This window comes from Vibrio sp. 947 (assembly GCF_033339115.1).
In the GTDB taxonomy this organism is placed as follows: domain Bacteria; phylum Pseudomonadota; class Gammaproteobacteria; order Enterobacterales; family Vibrionaceae; genus Vibrio; species Vibrio alginolyticus.
In genome coordinates this window covers 1-22,723 of the sequence record NZ_JAWOTX010000009.1, presented here as the reverse complement: position 1 = coordinate 22,723, position 22,723 = coordinate 1, and the positions used below count along the sequence as shown (strand labels likewise).

Below are 22,723 nucleotides of genomic sequence, written 5' to 3'. Positions count from 1 at the left end.
TGCTAGGGTTTTAATCATGACGGCACTTCTGGTGCCGTTTTGCAGCTTTTCCACCGTCGTTTCTCTCGAAGCTTCAGCGCAAGTCGAGCAAGAGGGAGCGGTACAAAAGCTGTCTGTAGAAAAAATGATCCATTATCCAGAGGTGATTGATCAACTGTATCAAAGCACCAATTACCGTTTGAACTGGGAAAATGAAAGTGATATTGAGCAGTTTCTTTTTCAAGTAAACCTGGTTGCACTTGCGGATGTCACCGACGAATTCGAAAATCAACTTCACCGGATAAACCAAGTAAGGTGGCAGGGAGATAATCTCGACTTCGATTTAGTGATGACAGATTCACTCTTGATGTACCTTAGTTATCTTGAGCAACTCCCCGAAGAAGGGATTAATTGGCTATTTACAGACAAAGCTCATGTTACGTTACCCGCTCCTAGCATCGATACTTTATCGGTTTTGAGTAATGAGATTACGGTTGGCAAACTTGGTCAGTTTTTGGCAAGTCTCCGGTCTCCATTACAAACAGATGATGCTTTCTACTCCGCCTATTCTTCGCTATCGGAACATTCTCAGTACCAATATCCTGCCTATCAACAAACTGGGCTAGCACGTGTTGGCGATATATTAGAAAACAGACCCCTATTGATTGAGCGAATGGAGATCGTAGGCGTAGATGTTTCTTACTTGGATTTAGTCACTGAAGAATATGACGAACAATTAGAGCTTGCGATAAAAGAGTTCCAGCGTATTCATGGTTTGAAAGAAGATGGCGTTATCGGCCCGAATACCATTCGATGGATCAACTTTTCTCCTCAAGAGCGATTGCATCTGCTGGCGTTGAATTCTGAGCGTTCAAGAATTTGGTCGAAAGAAAGGGATAATGTTGTCTTTGTTAACGTGCCTGGATACGAAGTCACGTATTGGCATGACGGTCAACCCTTGTTTGAGTCTAAAGTTGTGGTAGGGAGAGCATCAAGAAAAACACCCATCATGTCGGTGGCATTGGATTCAGTTATTCTCAACCCAACTTGGAACGTGCCTTGGACTATCATGGTTAAAGACATTATTCCTAAAGTAAAACGTAATCCGATGTATTTGATTAACCATAACATTCAAATCATTCGGTCTTGGACTTCGAACGAAATTATTGACCCTACAACCATCAATTGGGCAACGGTGAATCCGAGAACATTTCCTTATCGTATGCGACAGGCGTCGGGCTTACAAAATGCACTGGGATTGTACAAGTTCAATATGCCTAACCCACAAGCTATTTATTTGCATGACACGCCAAGTAAGAACTTGTTTGAACAGGACAGACGCGCATTCAGCTCAGGATGTGTTCGTGTAGAACATGCAGACCAGTTAGCAGAACTTCTGTTCAAAACTCAGGGGCTGGAAGAACGTTTAGCGAAAAAGCGAGAAAGTTCTCGTCGGTCTAACACGTCAGTTCCTTTGGGAGAGCGCATTCAAGTACACATCATTTATCAAACAGCATGGTTGGAAGAGGGAACGCTTTACTACCGTGATGATATCTATAAGTACGATCACCGCAGTTGAAATCTTTAAGGAAAATTTACAAAACGAAGAATTCTCTTTTCGTTCAATAATTAATCAATAATTACTGCATCTGAAAATCAAGATGGAGCATTTTATGCATTTGACGTGACAAATGTGTTTGGTTAATGTCCACGACTTGTCTAGTTGTTGAGCACTGTATTTTGAAATGGTAAGTCGTAACTTTTCCCGCCGAGATTTCCTTAAAATGACCGCTGGTGGTGTGGTGTTGGCGTCTGCCCTGCCATCATTTTCTTGGGCTTCACTCCCTGACGAGCCACGTGCGCTGGCGATGAACAATCTTAATACTGGAGAGATCCTCGAAACATGCTATTTCGATGGAAAACGATACATTAATGATGAACTTCAAAGGCTGAATGAGTTTTGTCGAGACCATCGACGGAATGAGGTTCATCCGATGGATCGACGCTTGTTCGATCAAATAAGCCAAATTCAAAAGTTAATTGGTACAGAAGCAGAGGTGATCGTCATTTCAGGTTACCGTTCTCCTGCCACTAACGCCTCGCTGCGCAACGGGTCTTCTCGTGTAGCGAAAAAGAGCATGCACATGGAAGGAAAGGCCATTGATTTTCGTTTAGACGGCGTGAAGCTTTCAACGGTTCGTGATGCTGCATTAAGCCTAAAAGCCGGTGGCGTGGGTTATTATCCAGGTAGTAACTTTGTTCATATCGATACGGGAGCTGTTCGTTCCTGGTAGTGCTAGTTGAGACAAGGTTTCTAGTCTCAGAACGTCGTCGATTACCCACAGTTCAAAGCTTGAAGTCGCTAGGCCTTAGTGTCATAGTTGCGGCAGTTTTCATGCAAATTTATTCGGTATAGGTTATCTATGGCTCTGAAATACCAAGTTGTTCCAGTAACATCTTTCTCTCAAAACTGTTCTATTGTCTGGTGTGACGAAACCATGAAAGGTATTGTGGTTGACCCAGGCGGCGATGAAAAGCAGCTCGCTATGCTTATCAAAGAGCTGGGTGTTGACGTGGTAAACCTAGTGCTAACACACGGCCACTTGGACCACGTAGGTGGCACGGAGCCGCTGTCTGCACTGCTTGGCGGTACAGAGATTGTTGGTCCTCACAAGGCAGATAACTTCTGGTTGCAAGGTTTGGAAGGTCAGAGCCAAATGTTTGGTTTCCCGCTGACAGAAGCGTTTGAACCGCACCAATGGCTAAATGAGGGTGACACTGTCACTTTCGGTAATCAAGTGCTGAACGTATTCCACACACCTGGTCATACACCTGGTCACGTTGTGCTTTACAGTGAAGAAGCGCGTTTAGCGTTTGTGGGTGACGTTTTGTTTAACGGTAGCATTGGTCGAACTGACTTCCCACAAGGTGATTTCAATACGTTGATTAGCTCTATCAAAGAGAAATTGTGGCCTTTAGGCAATGATGTCACGTTTGTCCCTGGTCACGGCCCTCAATCGACTTTCGGTCATGAGCGTAAAACTAACCCGTTCGTTGCTGACGAGATGCCGCTTTACTAAAAGTGCGTGTACTAAGCATTATTCTGGCTCGGCGGCAGCTAAGTATCGCCGAGTCAGTCCCACAAAATCCTCAGCCTCACGATCTAGATCACTTGCTGATATAAATAGATCGTAGCCGTAGAAACCTCTCTGATACTTCATCCGGTTGGCGAGCATCGCTAACAAACCTTTGTACTCAATCCCATCTCTGTTTATATACGGTTTAGGGTCAAGCACCATATCCTCAAACTTATCTTCACACTGATTTTGTTTCGCGCCTAAGTAAAGCAGTGCTCGCTGGCTGAGGAGAATTTCTGTCGCTATACGAGGGCAGATTGAATTTAAGTAGGGTGAGTAGTGTTTTAGACGAATACCGATCCAAGGTAGCGGTTGGTGCCACCCTTCCTGTTGGTAGCTACAAATACCGATTGACTCAATATTTCGCCATCGGACGACCCAACCTCCTTTAAAAAGGTGTTGCTGAAAGTGAGAAGCTGTCAGCGTAAAAGTGACTTGGCTTTTCTTAATCATCAAGATGGCGAAACCAACGATTGCAGACATCAAAATGACCGACAACATGGCTTGCTTCCATCCCGGAGAAATGGCAACCAAAAACAAAGTGATGAGTGCAACAAGCAACAAAAGTATTCTGTTGATAGGGGAGTTGGGTTTGAAATGTGAATTTGTTAGGTGCAGCGTTTCCATGCTTATAACCTCATCGAATACTTGTTCAAAAATGAGTGGGCAGCTTTATGTGCATTGACTTGCATTTAAAATAAAACAAACCTCTGTTTTTATACCCAGTATTCAATAAATCCGTTCATAAAATATCTGATTAAATAGTAGACGTTCTATGCTTTGAGCGCATTTTTCATCGCGTTTCGCCGCTAAAACCTACAAATTGCTTGTGAATTTTGGTATAAAACGCGCTTCAAATTTTCATCCCTGCTGAGATGCAGTGAACTGGAGAAATATTCAATGAGACTTGCTCATAAGCGTAAAGTGCAGATGAAACTGCAAAAACGCATTAAAGCGACAGTAGCAAACTTAGCTGCAGCACCTAAAGCAGTGAAGCCTGTTGCGGAAAAAGCAGTAGCACCTTCTGTTGCTGAAAAAGCTGTTGCGGAGAAAGTAGTAGCTGATAAAAAAGTAGCTGCAGTGAAAACAGTTGATGTTGCCCTTACTCCTAAGCAACAACAAGTATTAGACATCGTTATTGCGAATGCTGAAGGTATTAACCCTAAAGGCATCGGTCTAGCTGCAGGTCAAGAAGATACTAAAGCGGCATCATGGGCTACTGGCGCACTAAAGAAGCTTCTTGAAGAAAACCTAGTTCAAAAAGAGCAGTTAGCAGGTAACAAAGTTATCTACAAAGCAGTTTAATTACCGCTACCGTTCTAGATTGAATACCTCGGCCGATGCCGAGGTATTTTTTTATCTTGGTATTGGAAATAATGCATTAAGTACTGACTTTAACACTGCCAATAAGTGGTTTGTCACATTTTCTTAAATACTATGTAAATTTTTTGGCAGAAAAATACGTACGTATTGTCTTTTATTTTTATTCATAGATAAAAATATAATTTATTGATTTTGCTATTAACAGTCTTTTGTCATGACGGTTGTCCTACGTACTTGTACGTAATACCTTAGGCTAATGCCTTATTGATGAATTACTCGCTTCCGTGTTCATGCCCATTTCGCATTAGACAACATTGTTACATCTTTTATACCGAATACAGCCAATCCTAATGAAATGGATGACAACAATAACCTTGGTGATAAAGGACGTGAACGATGAGTCTAATCCAAAAATCTTTAAAACGAGTGCTCAAAACAACCGCTGTCGCTGCCGCGATGGCACTCGCAGCGACTTCTGTAAACGCTGCTGAAAAAGTCTATCGTTTAAAGCTTGCTGAAACTTGGGGGCCTAATTTCCCAATTTTTGGTGATACCACAAAAAACATGGCCAAAATGGCGGAAGAGATGTCCAACGGACGTTTGCAAATCCGCATTGATTCCGCAAACAAGCATAAAGCGCCTTTTGGGGTGTTTGATATGGTTAAGTCGGGTCAGTATGACATGGGCCACTCAGCGTCTTATTACTGGAAGGGTAAGGTTCCAAACACACTTTACTTCACTTCTATGCCCTTCGGTATGTTGCCAACTGAGCAGTATGCATGGTTTTACTACGGCGGTGGTATGGAGCTGATGGAAAAAGTGTACTCTCCACATAACTTGATGTCTTTCCCTGGCGGTAATACCGATACTCAGATGGGCGGGTGGTTCCAAAAAGAGATCAAGTCCGTCGAGGACTTACAGGGTTTGAAAATGCGTATCCCAGGGTTTGCTGGTGAGATTTTGGCTGAGTTAGGTGCCAAGCCAACGAATATCGCCCCTGGTGAGCTATATACTTCTCTAGAGCGTCGCACAATTGATGCCTTGGAATGGGTTGGTCCATCGCTGGATCTACGTATGGGCTTCCACAAAATCGCGCCTTACTACTACACAGGTTGGCATGAGCCAGCGACTGAGCTTCAGTTCCTCGTTAACAAGCGCACCTGGAACCGTCTACCTGATGATCTAAAAGCGATTTTGCAAGTAGCCATGAAAACGGCCGCTTACGATATGTACACGCAATCGAAACACGAAAGCGGCAAAAACTGGGCATCTATTAAGTCTGAATACCCAAATGTTGAAGTAAAAGATTTCCCACCTGAAGTCGTAGCTGCGTTGCGAGAAGCAAACGATCGTTTGTTGAAAGAACATGCAGAAAAAGATGCTTTGGCGAAAGAGATTCAAGAGTCACAAGCGAACTATATGAATCAAGTTCGACCATGGTCAGATATTTCGCACCGAGCGTACTTAAACAGTCAAGCTCAACAATAACGTTATGAAGCAGGCGATGCCAAGAGGTTTAGCCTGCTATCGAAGCCCAAGAAAACTTCATAATGAATGCTCCGCACTATAGCGGAGCGCATCTAAACGTTCCACGGAGTTCGGAATGAGAAGTCTTATTTATATTGAGCGATTATTTAACCGCTTTAGCGATTTTCTCGGATGGTTATCCAGCATCCTGTTTATTTTGTTGTTAGCAAACGTTGTGTACGACGTTGTCATGCGTTACGTGTTTAATGATGTGTCTATCGCATTCCAAGAAATGGAATGGCATCTATTCTCTGCCGTGTTCTTGCTTGGTGTGCCTTACGCAATTAAGTCCGGTGGCCATGTTCGCGTCGACATTTTTTATGAACGCTTATCTTACAAAGCACAATCCATCATCGACATCATAGGCACACTATTTTTCTTATTCCCTTTTTGCCTACTGGTAGCTTGGTTTGGTATTGATTTCGCCAAGGAGAGTTACGCGTTAGGCGAGACGTCTGGTGACCCAGGTGGCTTACCATATCGTTGGATTATCAAAGCGATGATTCCGCTGTCATTTTTCTTTATGGCGGTGAGTGGTATTGGATTGTTACTTCATTCAATCAACAAAATTGTCAACCCTCATCTCATCTATGCCGGTAATAACGGTAAGTCGTAAAAGGAAGTCATTATGATCGGTATAGTGATGTTTTTTGTTGCGCTCTTTGCGCTTCTATTGGGATTTCCCGTTGCCTTTACTTTTGGTGGTATCGCGCTGATTTTTGGTGTTTGGGCTGAAGGCATCGAGATGTTTGCTTTTATGCCGTATCGAATTCAGTCCATTATGGAAAATACGGTGCTAATGGCCGTACCGCTGTTCGTTTTTATGGGGCTAGTGCTACAGAAAACGAAGCTTGCTGAACAGCTACTAGAATCAATGGGGCGTTTGTTCGGTGGCGTTCGCGGTGGTATCGCTATTTCTACCGTGTTAGTTGGCGCATTGCTTGCAGCTTCAACGGGTGTGGTAGGCGCATCAGTTGTTGCGATGGGCTTAATATCTCTTCCTGTGATGCTCAAGTACAATTACGACAAAGGTCTAGCGTGTGGGACTATTTGTGCGTCTGGCACGTTGGGCCAAATTATCCCACCTTCTATCGTGTTGATCTTGTTGGGTGATGTACTTGGCGTACCGGTAGGGGACCTATTTCAAGCTGCGATCTGGCCCGGTATTACACTTGTTGGCGCCTATGTGATCTATATTCTCATCTACGCGAAGTTGAACCCTCAAGCCGCACAGGCGATAGAGCGCGATGAGTCGATCAGTCGTAAACAAGAAGTGCTCACCGCACTGAAAGCTGTATTGCCACCTTTAGCATTGATCATCGTGGTATTGGGCTCCATCTTTGCAGGGATTGCAACACCAACAGAGTCAGCGGCACTGGGCGGTGCAGGTGCGATAATTTTATCACTATTGTATAAACAGTTTAGTTGGTCGATGATTTATGATGCATCAAAAGAGACAGTTAAAGTAACCGCAATGGTCTTTGCGATCTTACTTGGTGCGACCGCCTTTTCAATGGCATTTACCTACACTGGTGGTGATTATTTAGTTGAAGAGTGGATGTTAGAACTGCCGGGTGAAAAGTGGGGATTCCTTATTATTACCATGGTGGTGATTCTGATTTTAGGTTTCTTTATCGACTTCGTTGAAATCTGTTTTATCATCGTGCCAATTATTGCGCCAGTCGCTGAATTGATGGGCATTAATATGACGTGGTTTGCGATTCTTATTGCGATGAACTTACAGACGTCGTTCCTCACACCGCCATTTGGCTTTAGTTTGTTCTATCTAAAAGGTGTCGCTCCAGCAGGGGTTACTACGCGAGATATCTACAAAGGTGTGATGCCATTCATCGCGATTCAGATTGTTGTGTTGGCGTCTTTGCTGTTTTTCCCAGGTTTTTACGGTATGAGTTAATCACTCGATAATAAAGAGATTTTGTGAACTGAGAGTTTTTACCTTTTGAGACAAGTTGTTAAGCTGTTAATTATGTCTATGCAGACACAATCGATTCGTTTGTACTGCTAAGATAGTAAGCTGTAAAGGCAGCGTTTCATGGAGGGAAGGGATGCCTCTCAAAGCAAAGTTAATTCTGCTGACACTGATACCCGTGGTATTGGTGTCAGCGAGTATCAGCTGGATCTCTATCTATCAAACCAAGACCCTTGGCAAAAGGGAGGTGGAGATCTTTCATCAAAACTTGATCCAATCAAAAGAAGCGGCGCTGAAAGATACGGTCGACGTCGCTTTTGACTCCATTTCTTACATCTACAACGATCCGACTTTAGAAGAGAGTGTTGCCAAAACGCGTGTGAAAGCGATTTTAAATCGTTTGAGTTATGGGTCGGACGGCTATTTTTTTGCTTATGATAAATATGGTACCAACCTTGTACACCCAGTTCTTCCGGAGCTTGTCGGGGAAAACTTACTCTATCTTGAAGACGAAAATGGCGATCGCTTAATCGAAGCTTTATTGTATCAAGCGCAATCAGGTGGTGGATTTCATCAGTACCTGTGGCAAAAGCCATCTACAGGTGAAGTTGTCCCTAAGCTTAGTTACGCTGCATGGCTCGATAAGTGGGAATGGATGATAGGGACTGGGCTGTATATTGAGGATGTCAGCCGAGAAGTCGCCAATATGCGCGCGGCAGTGAACAAAAATATCGAAACGACATTTTTCTCAGTCGTCGTGATCTTAGCGGTGACCGTTGCTGTAATCATTGTTCTCACTTTGGCGATCAATCTGCACGAGCATCGCCTCGCTGATAAGAACCTGAAAGAATTGGCACATAAAACCGTGATGTTCCAAGAAGATGAGAAAAAGCATTTAGCGCGAGAACTGCACGATGGAATCAATCAGTTGTTAGTCTCCAGTAAATGTCATTTAGACTTAATGAGTCATAGACTTGAAGACGAAAAACTCAAATCCCACTTAGATAAATCACAACGATCGCTCGTCACCGCGATAAATGAGGTGCGGCATATTTCTCATCAGCTCCGTCCAAGCGCCCTCGATGATATCGGTTTAGAAGCAGCACTGACGACCTTGCTACAGGATTTTCATTCCCATTCTGGGATTGATATCGAGAGCAATTTCGATACTCAGCAGCACAAACTGACTTCGGAAGTCGCAACGACGCTATATCGCGTCGCTCAGGAGTCTTTGAATAACATTGAAAAACATGCGCGAGCGAAAAAAGTAACGGTTACTTTGCAAAAAATGGGCAATATGCTGCAATTACTCATACGTGACGATGGGGTTGGATTTGTGGTTAACCATGCAGTGCACCAACAAGGGATTGGGTTAAGGAACATGCAAGAGCGTGTAGAGTTCATCGGTGGTGAATTTGAGCTAATGAGTGAGCTTGGCTTGGGAACAGAGATTACTGTGCTGCTTAATTTGGATGAAATAGTTTATGGATAAACCGATTAGTGTAGTGATTGTCGATGATCATCAAGTAGTATTGGATGGCTTCATGGCTCGTTTGGAGTTAGAGCCTGACATCGAAGTGGTGGGTACAGCAAGTAATGGCTTGGAAGCGATAGAGGTCGCAAAGCACTTGCAACCGGACGTCATATTGATGGATATCAGCATGCCAATAATGAACGGTATTGAAGCGACAGGTGTAATTAAAGAAGCGCGTCCAGAGAGCAAAATACTTATGTTGACCATGCACGATAATCGCGAGTACATCATGAAGGTCATGCAAGCTGGTGCCGTAGGATATATGCTCAAGGAAATCTCGGCCGAGAAAATGGTGCAAGCAATAAAAACGGTGAACCAAGGCTCGACGTATTTCTGTGAGTCCGTCACACAAACACTCTTTACCCAAGAAGTGGTGCCTGCCACGCAAAAAACGAATCCTCTCAGCCGCAGGGAAGAAGCGGTACTTAAATTGGTTGCTCAAGGAAACAGCAGCAAGAAAATCGCCACTTTACTCAATATTAGTTATCGAACGGTAGAGACGCATCGCCATAACATTAAGCACAAGTTGGACTTACATTCGACGGCAGAGTTAGCAAAATATGCGTTTGAAACTGGGTTGACTGAGTAGGAGAGTAGTGCCCGCAAAAAGCGAGCACGTGGGAGCGAAACTAATCGGCTTTGGTAATGCTACCAAGCTCTAGCATTGGAGCAACATCGATGTCCTCTGCATTCATCATCGTCGAGATGCGTTGAACGGAAGATAGTAGAAGGGATTGCTCCCATTCTTCCAATTTTTGGAATCGATTAATGAAGTGCTCTTGCAGCGGCGTTGGTGCTTGTTTTAAAGCTTCTTGGCCCTTGCTCGTAAGTACAGCATGCACTTTACGCTTGTCTTGAACACTGCGCTGACGCTCAACAAACTGGCCTCGTTCTAGTCTATCTAGAATGGTCGTTGCGGTCGCTTGGCTCATGTTAGTGTGGCTAGACAACTGTTTAATCGTCACGTTATCTAAGTCATTGATAGCGCGCATCAAAATCAACTGTGGAGCAGTCAATCCAGACTCTTTGCTCAGCTTTTTAGAATGTAAATCAATAGCGCGGATGATCTGACGAATCGAGACCAATACTTCTTCGTACTTTTCCAATTTATTCATCCAGTCTGTAGGGAACATTTATCGAGGCGACACTAACTTAAATGCGCCCTTATTTAAAGGGGGGAAATCAAAAATTACCCCTACAATTTTACGCCGTGTCCTCAATACCATTTTGTCGCGCCTTTTCGACAAAATAAGAAGAGCTAAAATTATTATAGCAATAAATGTTTGTGGTCTAACTATTGTAGTAGTGATTTGTTCTATCAAAGGCCGTAATCACACAGTGAAAAGTAAGTTATTGGATTTTTTAATAGCAAAAAGATAGACAAAAACGTGTCAAATGATAGGATCTTGCGCCTTCACGGAATGCAAAACGTATCGTGTTCGAAAGATTTTTTTGTTTGGTACGTAAAAACACTACAAAAATAGAGAGGAACGATGACAAAGGGTATAGATAAGTACAGTATCGATAGTACCGACTATACGGTAGGTCAGGACAACGTTCAAAAATGGGGTTTTGATGTTCATAACCCAGTTTTTGGTATTAGTGCAGGTTTAATTGCGCTGTTTCTTGTCGCTGCATTAGTTCTAGATGCACATACCGCAAAGACGGCACTTGATGGGCTGAAGTGGAAAATTATTGGTTCATTCGATTGGTTGTTCATTATTGCAGGTAACATTTTCGTTATTTTCTGTTTGGCGCTTATCGTCTCACCAATGGGTAAGATCCGACTAGGTGGTAAAGACGCTGTTGCCGATTACTCGTTTATGTCATGGCTTGCAATGCTATTTGCAGCTGGTATGGGTATCGGTTTAATGTTCTGGAGTGTTGCAGAACCTGTCGCTTACTTCACCGGTTGGTATGAAACGCCACTTGGTGTTGAGGCAAATACACCAGAAGCCGCGAGATTGGCACTGGGTGCAACGATGTTCCACTGGGGCCTTCACCCATGGGCAATTTACGGTGTTGTAGCACTTTCTTTAGCATTCTTTGCCTACAACAAAGGTTTACCGCTATCTATGCGTTCGATCTTCTACCCACTTCTGGGTGATCGTGCATGGGGTTGGGCTGGCCACATTGTGGACATTCTGGCTGTGCTTGCGACTTTATTTGGTCTTGCTACATCCCTAGGTCTAGGTGCGCAGCAAGCAGCAAGTGGTATTCATCACGTATTTGGTGTTGAGCCAGGCCTAGGTCTGCAAATCGTCGTTATTACCGTGGTGACTTTACTTGCTGTTGTTTCAGTCGTACGCGGCATCGATGGTGGTGTTAAAGTCATTAGTAACATCAACATGGTTGTGGCGTTTTTGCTACTTCTCCTTGTTGGTCTTATCGGTTGGGCGGCGAGCCTAGGCTCGATTCCAACCACACTTATGGCATATGTAGAGAATATCATCCCACTAAGTAACCCGTTTGGTCGTACGGACGAAGCTTGGTTCCAAGGCTGGACAGTGTTCTACTGGGCTTGGTGGATTTCATGGTCGCCATTCGTAGGCATGTTCATCGCGCGTGTTTCTCGTGGCCGTACCGTTCGCGAGTTCATCACAGCAGTTTTGCTGGTTCCAACGGCGGTTACCGTTGTTTGGATGTCTGTATTTGGTGGCCTGGCGATCGAGCAAGTTGTTGATAAAGTAGGTGAGCTGGGCACAAATGGCTTGACTGACGTATCACTTGCTATGTTCCAAATGTTTGATGTTCTTCCATTTGGTAGCATGCTTTCTATCATCGCTGTTGTGCTGGTACTTGTGTTCTTCATTACGTCTTCTGACTCTGGTTCACTTGTTATCGACAGTATCACGGCAGGTGGTAAAGTCGATGCACCTGTACTTCAACGTGTCTTCTGGGCATTCATGGAAGGTGCAATTGCGGTTGCTCTGCTATGGATTGGTGGCTCCGAGGCGGTTCAAGCTCTTCAGGCCGGTGCCATTTCTACAGCACTGCCATTTACCTTCATTCTGCTTGCAATGTGTGTGAGCTTATTGATGGGTATGAGAACAGAGCGTCAGTAATTCGGCATTTTATAAAACCGTCTGACTAACAATGAATCAAAAGGCCAGCAATTTGCTGGCTTTTTTTGCGCGGTTTTTATGACGCTCGAGACAAAAAAATGACACATGAAAGTTCATATTTTACAAAGAGTTAATGTGCTATTTTGTTTTTTAAAAATTAGTGAATAGTCGTAAAAAAGTGTGTAATATTCATGCACCTTAACTGTTCTCCCAACTCAAAAAACTATAAATATGAAATTATCATTAAAACAAAAGCTTATAGGCGCAAGCCTTTCTGCTGTTGTTGTGATGGCAACAGCACTTACTTGGTTGTCGGCTGGTCAATTATTTGATCAGACTCGTTCAGGTGTCTATTCACGTGCGCAAAGTCTTAGTACTACTGCGTCAGAGGGAATTTCTGATTGGGTCAATATCCGTAAAGATATTGCCACTGCGTTCAACGACTACTCGACCGAGCAAGACGTTGTTCCTTTCCTACAACAAGCTCGCAAGGCTGGTGGCTTCGATGACATCTTCCTTGGTACACCAAACGGTGATATGTACCGCTCTCATCCGGAGCGTAACCGTGCTGATTATGACCCTCGCACACGTCCTTGGTACAAGGATGCTGATGCCGCGGGTAAGCAAATCATCACAGCCGCATATCAAGACGCAATCACGAATGCACTACTTGTGACCATTGCTGAGCCAGTAATGAAAAATGGTCAGTTTGTTGGTGTTGTTGGTGCGGACGTACTGATCGATCAGCTTATCAGCGATGTGATTAACTTAGATGCAGGTGAAAACGCGCATGCGATGCTAATCGACATGAATGAAGGCACCTTCTTAGCGCATCCAGATAAAAGCTTGACGCTTAAGCCTATCACCAGTGTTCTAAAAGATTTTTCAGAAGAGGCAATTGAGCGCGCCGCCGATGAAGGTCGTATCGAAGATACGGTAATCAAAGGAAAAGAGAAGCTTTACTACTTCAATAAAGTTCCTGGTACGCATTGGATGTTTGCGATTGAAATGGATCGCGCAACAGAAGAAGCAGGTCATGCGGTATTGCTACGAGATCTATTGTTCACTGCTGTGGCGATCACGATTGTGGTTATTCTTGCAGTTTCTTGGCTAGTTGGTTTCTTGTTCCGTGACTTGAACCGCGTATCAAATGCACTGGAAGAAATTGCATCTGGCGAAGGTGACTTAACGCAACGCCTAGAACCACGCAGTGATGATGAAGTAGGTAAACTGGCGGAAAACTTCAACCGTTTTGTTGGCAACATGCACACAATGGTTACTAAGCTTAGCCACGTATCTTCTGCGCTTTCAGAGCAAGCACGCACGACAGCACAGCAAGCTGAGGAGCGTAGTCAGCGTATCTCTTACCAGCAAGATGAAATCAACATGGTGGCGACGGCTGTGAACGAAATGGCAGCAGCGACACAAGAAATTGCAGGTAATGCTGATAGCACGGCAAGTAACTCAGAAGAAGCGGTTCAAGCTTGTTCACATGGTTCTAGCCAAGTAACTCAAACGCAAGGCTCTATTCAGAACTTAGCGCAAGAAGTTCAAGTTGCTACTGATGTGATTCAAGAGCTAGAAGCACACGGAAATAGCATCAATACGATTCTATCAACGATTCAAGGCATTGCAGAGCAAACGAACCTACTTGCACTGAACGCGGCGATCGAAGCGGCACGTGCAGGTGAGCAAGGTCGTGGTTTTGCTGTGGTTGCAGATGAAGTCCGCGTATTGAGCCAACGTACTCATGCTTCAACGCAAGAGATTCAAGAAACTATCGAGATGCTACAAGGCACAACAGCCAAAGCGGTCGGTATTATGGGTGACAGTCGTCGTCTAGCTGATACCAGTGTTGATGATGCCAATGCGGCTGCAGCGAGCTTGACGCAAATCCACACTGCTGTTGAGCGTATCAGTGATATGGCAACGCAGATTGCTTCAGCAGCAGAAGAGCAAGCATCGGTAACCACTGAGATCACTCGTAACACTGAAGGTATTCGTGACGTGTCTAACGAGCTGTCAGTCGAAGCTCATCAAGCAGCAGAACAAGCTGCTCACCTGTCTGAGCTATCACACGAACTTGAACAAGAGATTCAACGCTTTAAGCTGTAATCTTGTCTCAACCTAAGTAAAAAAGGAGCCATCTGGCTCCTTTTTTGATCGCTATTAAGCGTGAAGTATATTACAGCCAGAACTCACTGATGGGTTGCTCTTCACTGTAATGATGGGCGATTTGCGCTTGCAGTAGCTCTGCGGTAGCAATTGCATCGGTTAATGCATGGTGAGGCGTATAGTCTGGCAGCCCATAACGGCGTCGAGATTGCGCTAGCCGAACCGATTCTGGTTTTTTCCCTTTTAAACGCTCCCAGAGAGAGCCTGAACGTTTCTGTTGAATCGTTTCTTCAAGGTGCAGCGTATCTAAAACAGGAAACTCAATACCTTCCCCTAAACGGCTTTTGAGCGCTTTATCCAGAAACTCTCTCTCGATACGACGGTAATGAACAACAATGATTTTCCCGCTTAAGCATGGTAGCAGCTCGCTTAAGATATCGCCTAAGTCAGGCGCATCGATCAATTCGCTGTGAGTAATACCGTGTATAATGACTGAGTCTTCATCGAGTGCACGCTGTGGACGTACCTTCCAATGACGCGAGTTACGTAGGAAAATTCGCTTCAGGTTAAACGGCACTAAACCAATAGTAATGATGTCATGTTTTTCAGGATTCAAACCCGTCGTTTCGAAATCTAACGCCACGAACTCCACCTCAGATAACGGTGTTTCTGGAGCAGGCGGCTTGTTGCTATAAAACGCAATTAAATTCTCATCCTTCGCCATCTCCAGCTTTTGTTCAAACTTCGTTGGCCACTGAATGGTTGGCTTCTGAAAGAGCTTTTTAATCATGCTAAACCTCACTTAAAGCTCTTGTTCGCTTGGTAGCGGAACTTAAGGAAATTTTGACCATTGCTTAGGATCTGGAATGCATCCTTTAGGTTGCGACGTTCAAACTCAGAGAGGTTTTCTGGTTCGATATTGTTATCAGGATCAATGCCTAGTTCCACATCCGTCGCTTGGTGACGAATACGCACCATGGAAATAAACTCTAACGCGTCTTTTAAGTCTTGTGCTCGACCTTTTGGCAAAATGCCAGCGTCAATGATGTCGTCGAGACGCTCAAACGAGTTCTGTGCACGTGAGCCAACTGCCAGAGAGTGAACACGAATTAAGTCGACCAGAGGAGCAGTACCGCGACGTTTGAGGTTGATGGAGTTGTTGTGTCTGCCATCTTTTTCCATCACGAAGTCTTTAAAGAAGCCTAGAGGTGGTGTTCTGTTTAGTGCGTTACGAGCCAAACACGCTAAGAAGCGGTTGTTCTTTCGAGCGCGACGAACAATAAAGCTAGTTAACTGTTCTGCCCATTTTAAGCGGCCATAGACACCATCCAAGTCGAAAAAGATGGAGGCGTTGAGTAGTGCTTTCGGGTTCGGGTTATCAATCCAGTCAGCAAAACACTCTTCCCACTCTGAACGAGTCATGCGCCATAGTGGGTTGGTTGCCATAATATCACCTGTGCAATATTTGTAGCCACAGGCATCTAACCCATCGCTGACGTATTTTGCTAGGGCTTCGAAGTATTTACCATGTTTCTCTTCTTGATAGGTCTCATCTAGAATGATGGCGTTATCTTGGTCAGTCACCAACAGTTGCTCATCTCGCCCCATTGAGCCAAGTGCAAGGAAACAATAAGGAATTGGCGGTGGGCCAAGCTCTTCTTCTGCCATTTCTAGCAGACGCTGTTTGAAGCTTCGGCCAATGACCGACATCGCGCTACCCACCATGTGAGAGTTGGCATCTTCATTGACCAGACGCACGAAGCTGCTTTTCACTTCTTCGGCAACAACGGCTAAATCTTCGATAGTCTGTTGTTGGAAAATACTACTCACCAACAACAACGAATTCTGAGATTCATAACGAACAATGTCGGTTGTTTCGATAATACCGATTGGTAATTGGTTTTTTACCACTGGTAGGTGATGTACGTTGTAACGCAGCATCGTTAACATTGCTTCATAGATGTAAGCGTTGTGGTCAAGAGACATGACCTCCGTGGTCATCACACTGGACACATCGTCCTGTGGGGACAAACCTTCAGCTAACACACGGGTACACAAGTCACGGTCAGTAATGATACCAAGTACTGGGGACTGTGGATCGTCTTCGTCACGAACGAAATCTGGGTCGACGATAAGTAAAGCCGATACGTTGTCATTCGCCATTTGCTGCGCGGCTTGCTGGATTGTCTGACCACGATCAATCGTATGAGCATCGCCAGTCAGCAAGGTTTTCACTTTCGACGTCGTCAGGTCATTGGCGTCTTTGTTTTCTGAAATGGCTTGGCGTAAACGAGCGCTATTTTCAACTTCAACAAAATCCGCAAAGGAATCAAAGTTATCGTAAATTTCTTGGAAAATGTCACCAGGAATACAGTAGAGCAGGGTATCCTCAATGGCTTTTACCGGAAAGCGGACTTTGTTATTGGTGAGCATGCCCATCTGGCCAAATAGGTCACCTTCGTCAAGGCGGTTATACAGCTCACCTTTGCGTCGATAAACTTCAACAACACCGCTTCGCACCACGTATAAATCTTGGATATAGTCTCCAAAATGGATGATGGGGGTATCTTCTCGGTAGTACGAGATTTCGACACTCTCTGTCACCTTGTTTAGTGTTTCTTCAGGGAGTTCATTGAACGGGGGATACTTGGCGAGAAAGTTGTAAATCTCGAGAAGTTCTGCATCCATCGAAGGCGCCTTTTAGTTCGCAAATAATAAAGTAATCTTAACTTAGTTTTAAAACAGAGTCTTATCTGAACCGCGATTTTCGTGCTCAGTCATAAGATTCTGACATATCGCACGATAAGGGAGCTTCATTTTTACTACTATATGGTCACCTCAATTGAAAAAGACGTCGTCGATATGTTTTCTTCGTGATGACTGATTAGCTCTTTGGCTGTTTCAGATCGTTATCACGTCTTTAGATTAAGCTATTCTTCTTGAGCCAAGTAGCTCAGGCGATGGAATACAGTGTTTAGATAATTCTCATGAAAGGAAGTCGAATGGTGAGAAATTTATTGCTTGTTTCTTTAGCTGCTTTGCCGGCGATATCAAGCGCAGCGGTCATGCACCAAGCAGAAAAATTTGGGTACGAACACATTCATTTGGATGTTGGTGCCGGAACGACAAACGAAGAATGGTTAGATAACTCTAATGCGACCACAGTTGGACTCGGTGGTAACTATTTGTTTACTGAGAACTGGTTGTTTAATGTTGATTACTCAGCGCAGTTTTTCCATCCGGATGATTTTACTCTTCGCATTGACCGCCTTTTGTTTGGTGGTGGTTACCGTTATGGAGTTACAGAGCAATTCGATATCTACGGGCTATATGGAATAGGCGCAATCAAAGCGAAAGCGACGGACGACAAAACGGATAATACGTTGTCTTCCGATAGCGAATTGATTCAAGCTGTAACTGTTGGGGTGAATTACTTGCTCAGTGAAAAGCTTATTGCGACAGCTGAAGTGGAGTTGAACCGTAGTGATATCGTTGATGAGAACAATTTTAAGATCGGTCTTAACTACCAATGGCATAAAGTCATCGGCACTGGTCTTTTTTATCAGTTTAGAGATACTGATTACAGCGGTGAAAGCTCAGATTACGTCAATGAAGTAGGGCTGAGTTTGAAGTTTGTCTACTAGATCGGACGGGTTCGTTTTTGGCGTTAAGTTAAAACAAAAAAGGTCAGCTTATGCTGACCTTTCCTTTTAATAAAGTATGCGACAGTCGATTATAAAACCGCTGCAATGCCTTTACACAGAGGGCCCATATTTGACTTCGTCATACCAGCAACACTGATTCGGCCAGAACCGACAATGTAAATACCGAACTCTTCTTTAAGGCGGTTAACTTGCTCTTTAGAAAGACCAGAGAAAGAGAACATACCATTTTGACGTTCGATGAAACTAAAGTCTGCGTCCACACCCTCTGCTTTTAGTGTCGCTACAAATAGTTCACGCATTTCTTGAATGCGGTCACGCATTTCTGCTACTTCAGCTTCCCATTCCGCACGCATTTCGGCGTTGCCAAGAATGTGAGTCACGACAGCGCTGCCGTGTGCAGGTGGGTTAGAGTAGATAGAGCGAATAATGGCTTTAACTTGAGAAAATGCGGTTGTTGCGACTTCTTCTGACTCTGCTACTAACGTGAAGGCACCTACGCGTTCATTGTATAGGCCAAAGTTTTTCGAGAAAGAGCTCGCGACTAGGATTTCTTTGTTGTATTTAGCAAAAGTACGAAGACCTGCAGCATCTTCTTCCACACCTTTAGCAAAGCCTTGGTAGGCGAAGTCGAACAGAGGAAGCAATTTCTTCTCTGCGATAAGTTTCGCCAATGTTTCCCATTCTTCAGCCGTAGGATCGATCCCTGTAGGGTTGTGACAGCAGCCGTGTAGAAGCACGATGTCGCCTTCAGACGCAGATTGCAGATCATTTAGCATCGCATCGAAGTCTTTGTCTTTTGTTTCAGCATTGTAGTAGCTGTATTGTGCCGTTTCGATACCAGCAGCAGTAAATACGCCGTTGTGGTTCGCCCAAGTTGGGTTGCTGATCCAGATCTTTACATCGCCTAGTTGACGTTTAATGAACTCGCCGGCAACACGTAGTGCACCAGTACCACCCGGAGCTTGCGCTGTTTTAGCGCGTTTTTCGTTTACAATTTCTGCATCAGAGCCGAAAAGCAGTTTTTGCACTGCAATGCCGTACTCTGCTGTGCCTTCGATGGTTAGGTAAGATTTGGTTTTTTCAGTTTCAACAAGTGCTGCTTCAGCTTTCTTTACTGTCGCAAGAACGGGAGTTTCGCCTTGCTCGTTTTTGTAAATACCTACGCCAAGGTTAATTTTGTCTGCGCGAGCATCTTTTTTAAACTCTTCAGTAAGGCCAAGAATAGGGTCAGCCGGAGCGGCAACTACTTTTTCAAACATAATCTTCATCCATGTTAATCGAAGGGGTGTGCTAACATTTATACCTTTCAGCAATATTGGTTACAACCGTTACTGAAAAGAAAACCTAAAAAAGTTGCGATTTGAAACAGAATTCTAACATAACTAAAGTTTTTGCCATGAAAACGTTTGGTAGGCACAGAGTTTGAAGGGCATTTATGCCATGGTTGGAGAAGTTTTGCACACATCCCAATCGTTTCAATTCAGTGCTTTGCGTTAACGCGTTTATAGTTGTCTAGTGAGGATTTGTTGAGACAAAAACGCCCCACCAAAGGTGGAGCGTTTACTGTTAGAAGTATGGATATCGGTTGGGGTTATTTCTTCAGATTGATTTCCGACTCAACCGCATTGGTTTCGATGTCAGGGTTAGAAGAAAGCTTTTCAGTCGCCCAGTCATTCATATGCTTTAAGATCGCTTTTAACGCGTGCTTTTCGGTTGGTACTTCTGTCTTTTCAACTTCAAGTTTTTGCTTCGGATGCGTACCCGTCGCATCTTCTGCAACGTGTAACCAATCTGGATGCCAGTAATAAGGTTGGCCGGAAGGAGAGCTCCAAGAATGTACGCCGTTGGATTCACCTTTGTATTTAATATCTTCTTCGTTGTATTTCGCCATTATTGTTTTCTCTCATAATCCATGAGTTGAGGTGTGCATCACCATTACTATTTAAATGTAACAGATGTAATGAAAATTAATGTGATAACAATCGACTTATTTTGCCCTTTGAACGCTATAGAAGGTGCGTACTTCTCATTCAGAAGAATTTACTATTTAGCAGGTTTTAGCTTTATTTGTGTTTAAAGCATACAACGATGGATTCGCCTACCTAATGCTATTCTTGAACGGTGATAGAGCCTAAACTACTTGTCATTCAAGTGTTTGAGAATCGCCGCTTTTGCATGCTCTTCTGTCGCTGTTTCTCCATCAGGGACTTCAAGGTCAGCCTTTTTGTGTTCACCCAAAGCATCTTCAGCGATATGCAGCCAATCAGGATGCCAATAATAAGGGGTGGTACTGCCAGGATGGTCCCAACTATGTACACCTTTATGTTTTCCGCGATACGAGAGATCGTCCATTGTAAAAACTTTCATCGCTTCCTCCTGATTTAAAGACCGTAGCTCGAAGTGAGTTTAACGCACTCAGTCCAACGTAAAACCTTGCTTTTAGGTATTGCAAAGATGTGAGGCAATATGTGTGTAACAGTCAAAGTATGGGATATAAACGCTCACTTCGTGGCTGAAATATCTATTGATAAGCTTGATAAATTACGTTGCTAAATTGAATACTCCCATATCAGAATGCTGGCGCGAAGTATGCTATGGTGCGGCTGTAAGTGAAATGAGGGAAACATGAACCGATACCGTCAACTGGCTGAGCTGTTCAAAACGCAGATTCAGCAAAATACATGGAGAGCAGGGGAAAAGCTGCCATCAGTGCGTGTAACAAGCCGAAACCATTCTGTCAGCGCAGGTACGGTATTACAAGCTTATCAGCTGCTCGAAGCACAAGGTTGGGTCGCAGCGAAACCTCAGTCTGGATACTTTGTGACTGCGGAGTTGGACCGCTTCGAACCGAGTTCTCCAGCCACTTCCGTTTATCGCTCTAGCATCAACGATGAACTTTACGACTACCTCAAAAATCAGGCCTCATCGAATGCGGTGAAGTTTGGCTCCGCGTTTCCAGACCCAGCATTGTTCCCATTAGAAGCGCTAAACCGCAACCTAGCCAGCTCAGGCAGGAAGATGGGGGCAGAGACGTTATTGGATAACTTGCCGCCGGGCTGTGAGTCTCTACGCCGTTTGATTGCTCAACGGTACATCCAACAAGGTATGGTGTTTACCCATGATGATATTGTCGTTACTTCTGGCGCATTAGAAGCATTGAATTTGAGCCTTCAGGCCGTGACCCAGCCTGGAGATACTGTTGTAGTTGAATCACCGACGTTTTATGGCGCACTTCAAGCGATTGAACGTTTAGGTCTAAAGGCGATAGAAATAACGGTGGATCCGTTAACTGGACATTCAGTGGATCAAATTGAAGCGACTTTTGCCGGCAATGATGTTCGCGCATGTTGGTTAATGACTAACTTTCACAATCCAACAGGAACCTTATTAAGTGACGGGCAGAAGCAACGTATCGTCGAACTGGCTGAAAAATACGATGTGTACTTGATCGAAGATGATGTGTATTCAGAGCTTTATTTTTCTGAAAAAAAGCCAAGCTCACTTAAAGCTTTTGATACACAAGAGCGCGTGTTGCATTGTGGATCATTTTCAAAAAGCCTTTGCCCTGGCTATAGGCTGGGCTGGGTGGTAAACAAACGCTTCAATGAGCAACTTCAAAAGCTGCAACTTATCTCGACGTTGTCAGGCAGTGCACCAATCCAGCAGGGTATCGCGCATTACTTGCAAAACGATAGTTATGATAGCCATCTTAGAAAACTGCGAAAGAATCTTGAGCAGCGGCAATTGGCGTTTATTGAACTGGTTGATAAGTACTTTCCCCAATCGATTCGTTACACGCAACCGGAAGGCGGCTATTTTCTTTGGATAGAACTGCCGAAAACAAAGTGCGGAAAAGCGATTTATCAGAAGTTATTGGAAGCGAACATCACTGTAGCATTTGGTCAGTTGTTTTCTATCGCTCCAAATTATGAGAACTACCTGAGGCTTAATACATCGTTACTTGTAAATGATGAATTAGAACAAGCCGTGAAGACGGTCGGAGAATTACTTCATTAGCCAACTGTTTACCTGTTTTTTGCTCAAACTGTATCAGTGGACGATACCGAAGCTGTGTTTCAATCATGGGCAGACAACCATTTAGGTTAGGAGCCGTAATGAAAAAGCAGTTGGTAAAGCATGAACTTAGGTTGATGGGTGTTGCTATTTTTAGCGCATTTTTGTTGGTGTTTGCACACTTGATATTGGCGAAATCTTTCTCTCATATGGTTTGGACGGAATACACTGCTGCCGTTATCCCATTTGTGATGTTTGGCTTGTGTGTGGTTGGAGTAAAATACGCAGCGCGAGCAGATGAGGATGACGATGAAAATAACAACTAGAGTGCATACACCGGTTGCTAGAAAATCATTCTGACCCGTCCTGATATGGGTTGACACTTTTTAACTAAAACGCTCGATGTACTTCATCGGGCGTTTTGTATTTTAAAG

At 44.1% G+C, this 22,723-nt stretch carries 21 protein-coding genes; 14 read left to right on the top strand and 7 right to left on the bottom strand.

Annotated elements, in window-relative coordinates; all coding sequences use genetic code 11:
* Window positions 1-16: 16 nt before the first annotated feature.
* From R7Q39_RS13190 to R7Q39_RS13180, 3 genes are all read left to right on the top strand, one after another.
* Window positions 17-1,558: a L,D-transpeptidase family protein gene (locus tag R7Q39_RS13190; protein ID WP_005376852.1), complete on the top strand. Its 1,542-nt coding sequence runs from the start codon at window positions 17-19 to the stop codon at window positions 1,556-1,558.
* Between the two features lie 166 nt (window positions 1,559-1,724).
* Window positions 1,725-2,273, top strand: coding sequence for a DUF882 domain-containing protein (locus tag R7Q39_RS13185; RefSeq protein WP_031778936.1), 549 nt, complete (start codon window positions 1,725-1,727; stop codon window positions 2,271-2,273).
* A gap of 129 nt (window positions 2,274-2,402) precedes the next feature.
* On the top strand, window positions 2,403-3,059 hold the full coding sequence (locus tag R7Q39_RS13180; RefSeq protein ID WP_005376855.1) for an MBL fold metallo-hydrolase: 657 nt from the start codon (window positions 2,403-2,405) through the stop codon (window positions 3,057-3,059).
* Between the two features lie 18 nt (window positions 3,060-3,077).
* On the opposite strand, the gene R7Q39_RS13175 is transcribed toward R7Q39_RS13180, so the two are convergent.
* The gene (locus R7Q39_RS13175) at window positions 3,078-3,743 is read right to left on the bottom strand and encodes a DUF2982 domain-containing protein (RefSeq protein WP_132936784.1); all 666 of its coding nucleotides are present in this window, start codon (window positions 3,741-3,743) and stop codon (window positions 3,078-3,080) included.
* 273 nt (window positions 3,744-4,016) lie between these two features.
* On the opposite strand from R7Q39_RS13175, the gene R7Q39_RS13170 reads away from it, so the two are divergent.
* The 6 genes from R7Q39_RS13170 (at window position 4,017) to R7Q39_RS13145 (ending at window position 10,019) form a co-directional block, all read left to right on the top strand.
* Complete coding sequence (locus R7Q39_RS13170; RefSeq protein ID WP_047103233.1) at window positions 4,017-4,421, top strand: hypothetical protein; 405 nt, start codon at window positions 4,017-4,019, stop codon at window positions 4,419-4,421.
* A 414-nt stretch (window positions 4,422-4,835) separates the two neighbouring features.
* Window positions 4,836-5,927, top strand: a complete 1,092-nt coding sequence (locus R7Q39_RS13165; protein WP_017636112.1) for a TRAP transporter substrate-binding protein — start codon at window positions 4,836-4,838, stop codon at window positions 5,925-5,927.
* 115 nt (window positions 5,928-6,042) lie between these two features.
* Window positions 6,043-6,582, top strand: coding sequence for a TRAP transporter small permease subunit (locus tag R7Q39_RS13160; protein WP_005376869.1), 540 nt, complete (start codon window positions 6,043-6,045; stop codon window positions 6,580-6,582).
* Window positions 6,583-6,594: 12 nt separating this feature from the next.
* Entirely contained in the window at window positions 6,595-7,881 is a 1,287-nt protein-coding gene (locus R7Q39_RS13155) for a TRAP transporter large permease (RefSeq protein ID WP_005376871.1), read from the top strand.
* Between the two features lie 151 nt (window positions 7,882-8,032).
* Window positions 8,033-9,388, top strand: a complete 1,356-nt coding sequence (locus tag R7Q39_RS13150; protein WP_005376873.1) for a cache domain-containing protein — start codon at window positions 8,033-8,035, stop codon at window positions 9,386-9,388.
* On the top strand, window positions 9,381-10,019 hold the full coding sequence (locus tag R7Q39_RS13145) for a response regulator (protein WP_005376875.1): 639 nt from the start codon (window positions 9,381-9,383) through the stop codon (window positions 10,017-10,019). The genes R7Q39_RS13150 and R7Q39_RS13145 overlap by 8 nt, the downstream gene beginning before the upstream one ends.
* A 40-nt stretch (window positions 10,020-10,059) precedes the next feature.
* Here the strand turns inward: R7Q39_RS13145 and R7Q39_RS13140 are convergent, their stop codons facing one another.
* Window positions 10,060-10,536, bottom strand: a complete 477-nt coding sequence (locus R7Q39_RS13140) for a MarR family winged helix-turn-helix transcriptional regulator (protein ID WP_005376877.1) — start codon at window positions 10,534-10,536, stop codon at window positions 10,060-10,062.
* A 387-nt stretch (window positions 10,537-10,923) separates the two neighbouring features.
* Here R7Q39_RS13140 and R7Q39_RS13135 point away from each other — a divergent pair, with 387 nt between their 5' ends.
* Both R7Q39_RS13135 and R7Q39_RS13130 read left to right on the top strand, forming a co-directional pair.
* Window positions 10,924-12,495 carry a BCCT family transporter gene (locus R7Q39_RS13135; RefSeq protein ID WP_005376879.1) on the top strand — a complete coding sequence of 524 codons (1,572 nt, stop codon included), beginning with the start codon at window positions 10,924-10,926 and terminating at the stop codon, window positions 12,493-12,495.
* A gap of 231 nt (window positions 12,496-12,726) precedes the next feature.
* The gene (locus R7Q39_RS13130; RefSeq protein ID WP_005376880.1) at window positions 12,727-14,610 is read left to right on the top strand and encodes a methyl-accepting chemotaxis protein; all 1,884 of its coding nucleotides are present in this window, start codon (window positions 12,727-12,729) and stop codon (window positions 14,608-14,610) included.
* A gap of 70 nt (window positions 14,611-14,680) precedes the next feature.
* Here the strand turns inward: R7Q39_RS13130 and R7Q39_RS13125 are convergent, their stop codons facing one another.
* Complete coding sequence (locus tag R7Q39_RS13125) at window positions 14,681-15,400, bottom strand: 3'-5' exonuclease (protein WP_005376881.1); 720 nt, start codon at window positions 15,398-15,400, stop codon at window positions 14,681-14,683.
* 8 nt (window positions 15,401-15,408) lie between these two features.
* Entirely contained in the window at window positions 15,409-17,298 is a 1,890-nt protein-coding gene (locus tag R7Q39_RS13120; RefSeq protein WP_017636107.1) for a DUF294 nucleotidyltransferase-like domain-containing protein, read from the bottom strand.
* 314 nt (window positions 17,299-17,612) lie between these two features.
* Between R7Q39_RS13120 and R7Q39_RS13115 the strand changes: the two genes are divergently transcribed.
* Window positions 17,613-18,254, top strand: a complete 642-nt coding sequence (locus R7Q39_RS13115; RefSeq protein ID WP_042522781.1) for an outer membrane beta-barrel protein — start codon at window positions 17,613-17,615, stop codon at window positions 18,252-18,254.
* 89 nt (window positions 18,255-18,343) lie between these two features.
* Here R7Q39_RS13115 and R7Q39_RS13110 read toward each other — a convergent pair whose 3' ends face one another.
* From R7Q39_RS13110 to R7Q39_RS13100, 3 genes are all read right to left on the bottom strand, one after another.
* Window positions 18,344-19,534, bottom strand: a complete 1,191-nt coding sequence (locus R7Q39_RS13110) for an amino acid aminotransferase (protein WP_042522780.1) — start codon at window positions 19,532-19,534, stop codon at window positions 18,344-18,346.
* Window positions 19,535-19,866: 332 nt separating this feature from the next.
* Window positions 19,867-20,166 carry a hypothetical protein gene (locus R7Q39_RS13105; RefSeq protein WP_005376885.1) on the bottom strand — a complete coding sequence of 100 codons (300 nt, stop codon included), beginning with the start codon at window positions 20,164-20,166 and terminating at the stop codon, window positions 19,867-19,869.
* A 245-nt stretch (window positions 20,167-20,411) separates the two neighbouring features.
* Window positions 20,412-20,642, bottom strand: coding sequence for a hypothetical protein (locus tag R7Q39_RS13100; RefSeq protein WP_033905637.1), 231 nt, complete (start codon window positions 20,640-20,642; stop codon window positions 20,412-20,414).
* Window positions 20,643-20,900: 258 nt separating this feature from the next.
* On the opposite strand from R7Q39_RS13100, the gene R7Q39_RS13095 reads away from it, so the two are divergent.
* Both R7Q39_RS13095 and R7Q39_RS13090 read left to right on the top strand, forming a co-directional pair.
* Window positions 20,901-22,292, top strand: coding sequence for a PLP-dependent aminotransferase family protein (locus tag R7Q39_RS13095; protein ID WP_318076365.1), 1,392 nt, complete (start codon window positions 20,901-20,903; stop codon window positions 22,290-22,292).
* 98 nt (window positions 22,293-22,390) lie between these two features.
* A complete protein-coding gene (locus R7Q39_RS13090; protein WP_017636102.1) occupies window positions 22,391-22,615 on the top strand; it encodes a hypothetical protein in 225 nt (74 codons plus the stop codon).
* Window positions 22,616-22,723: the final 108 nt, after the last annotated feature.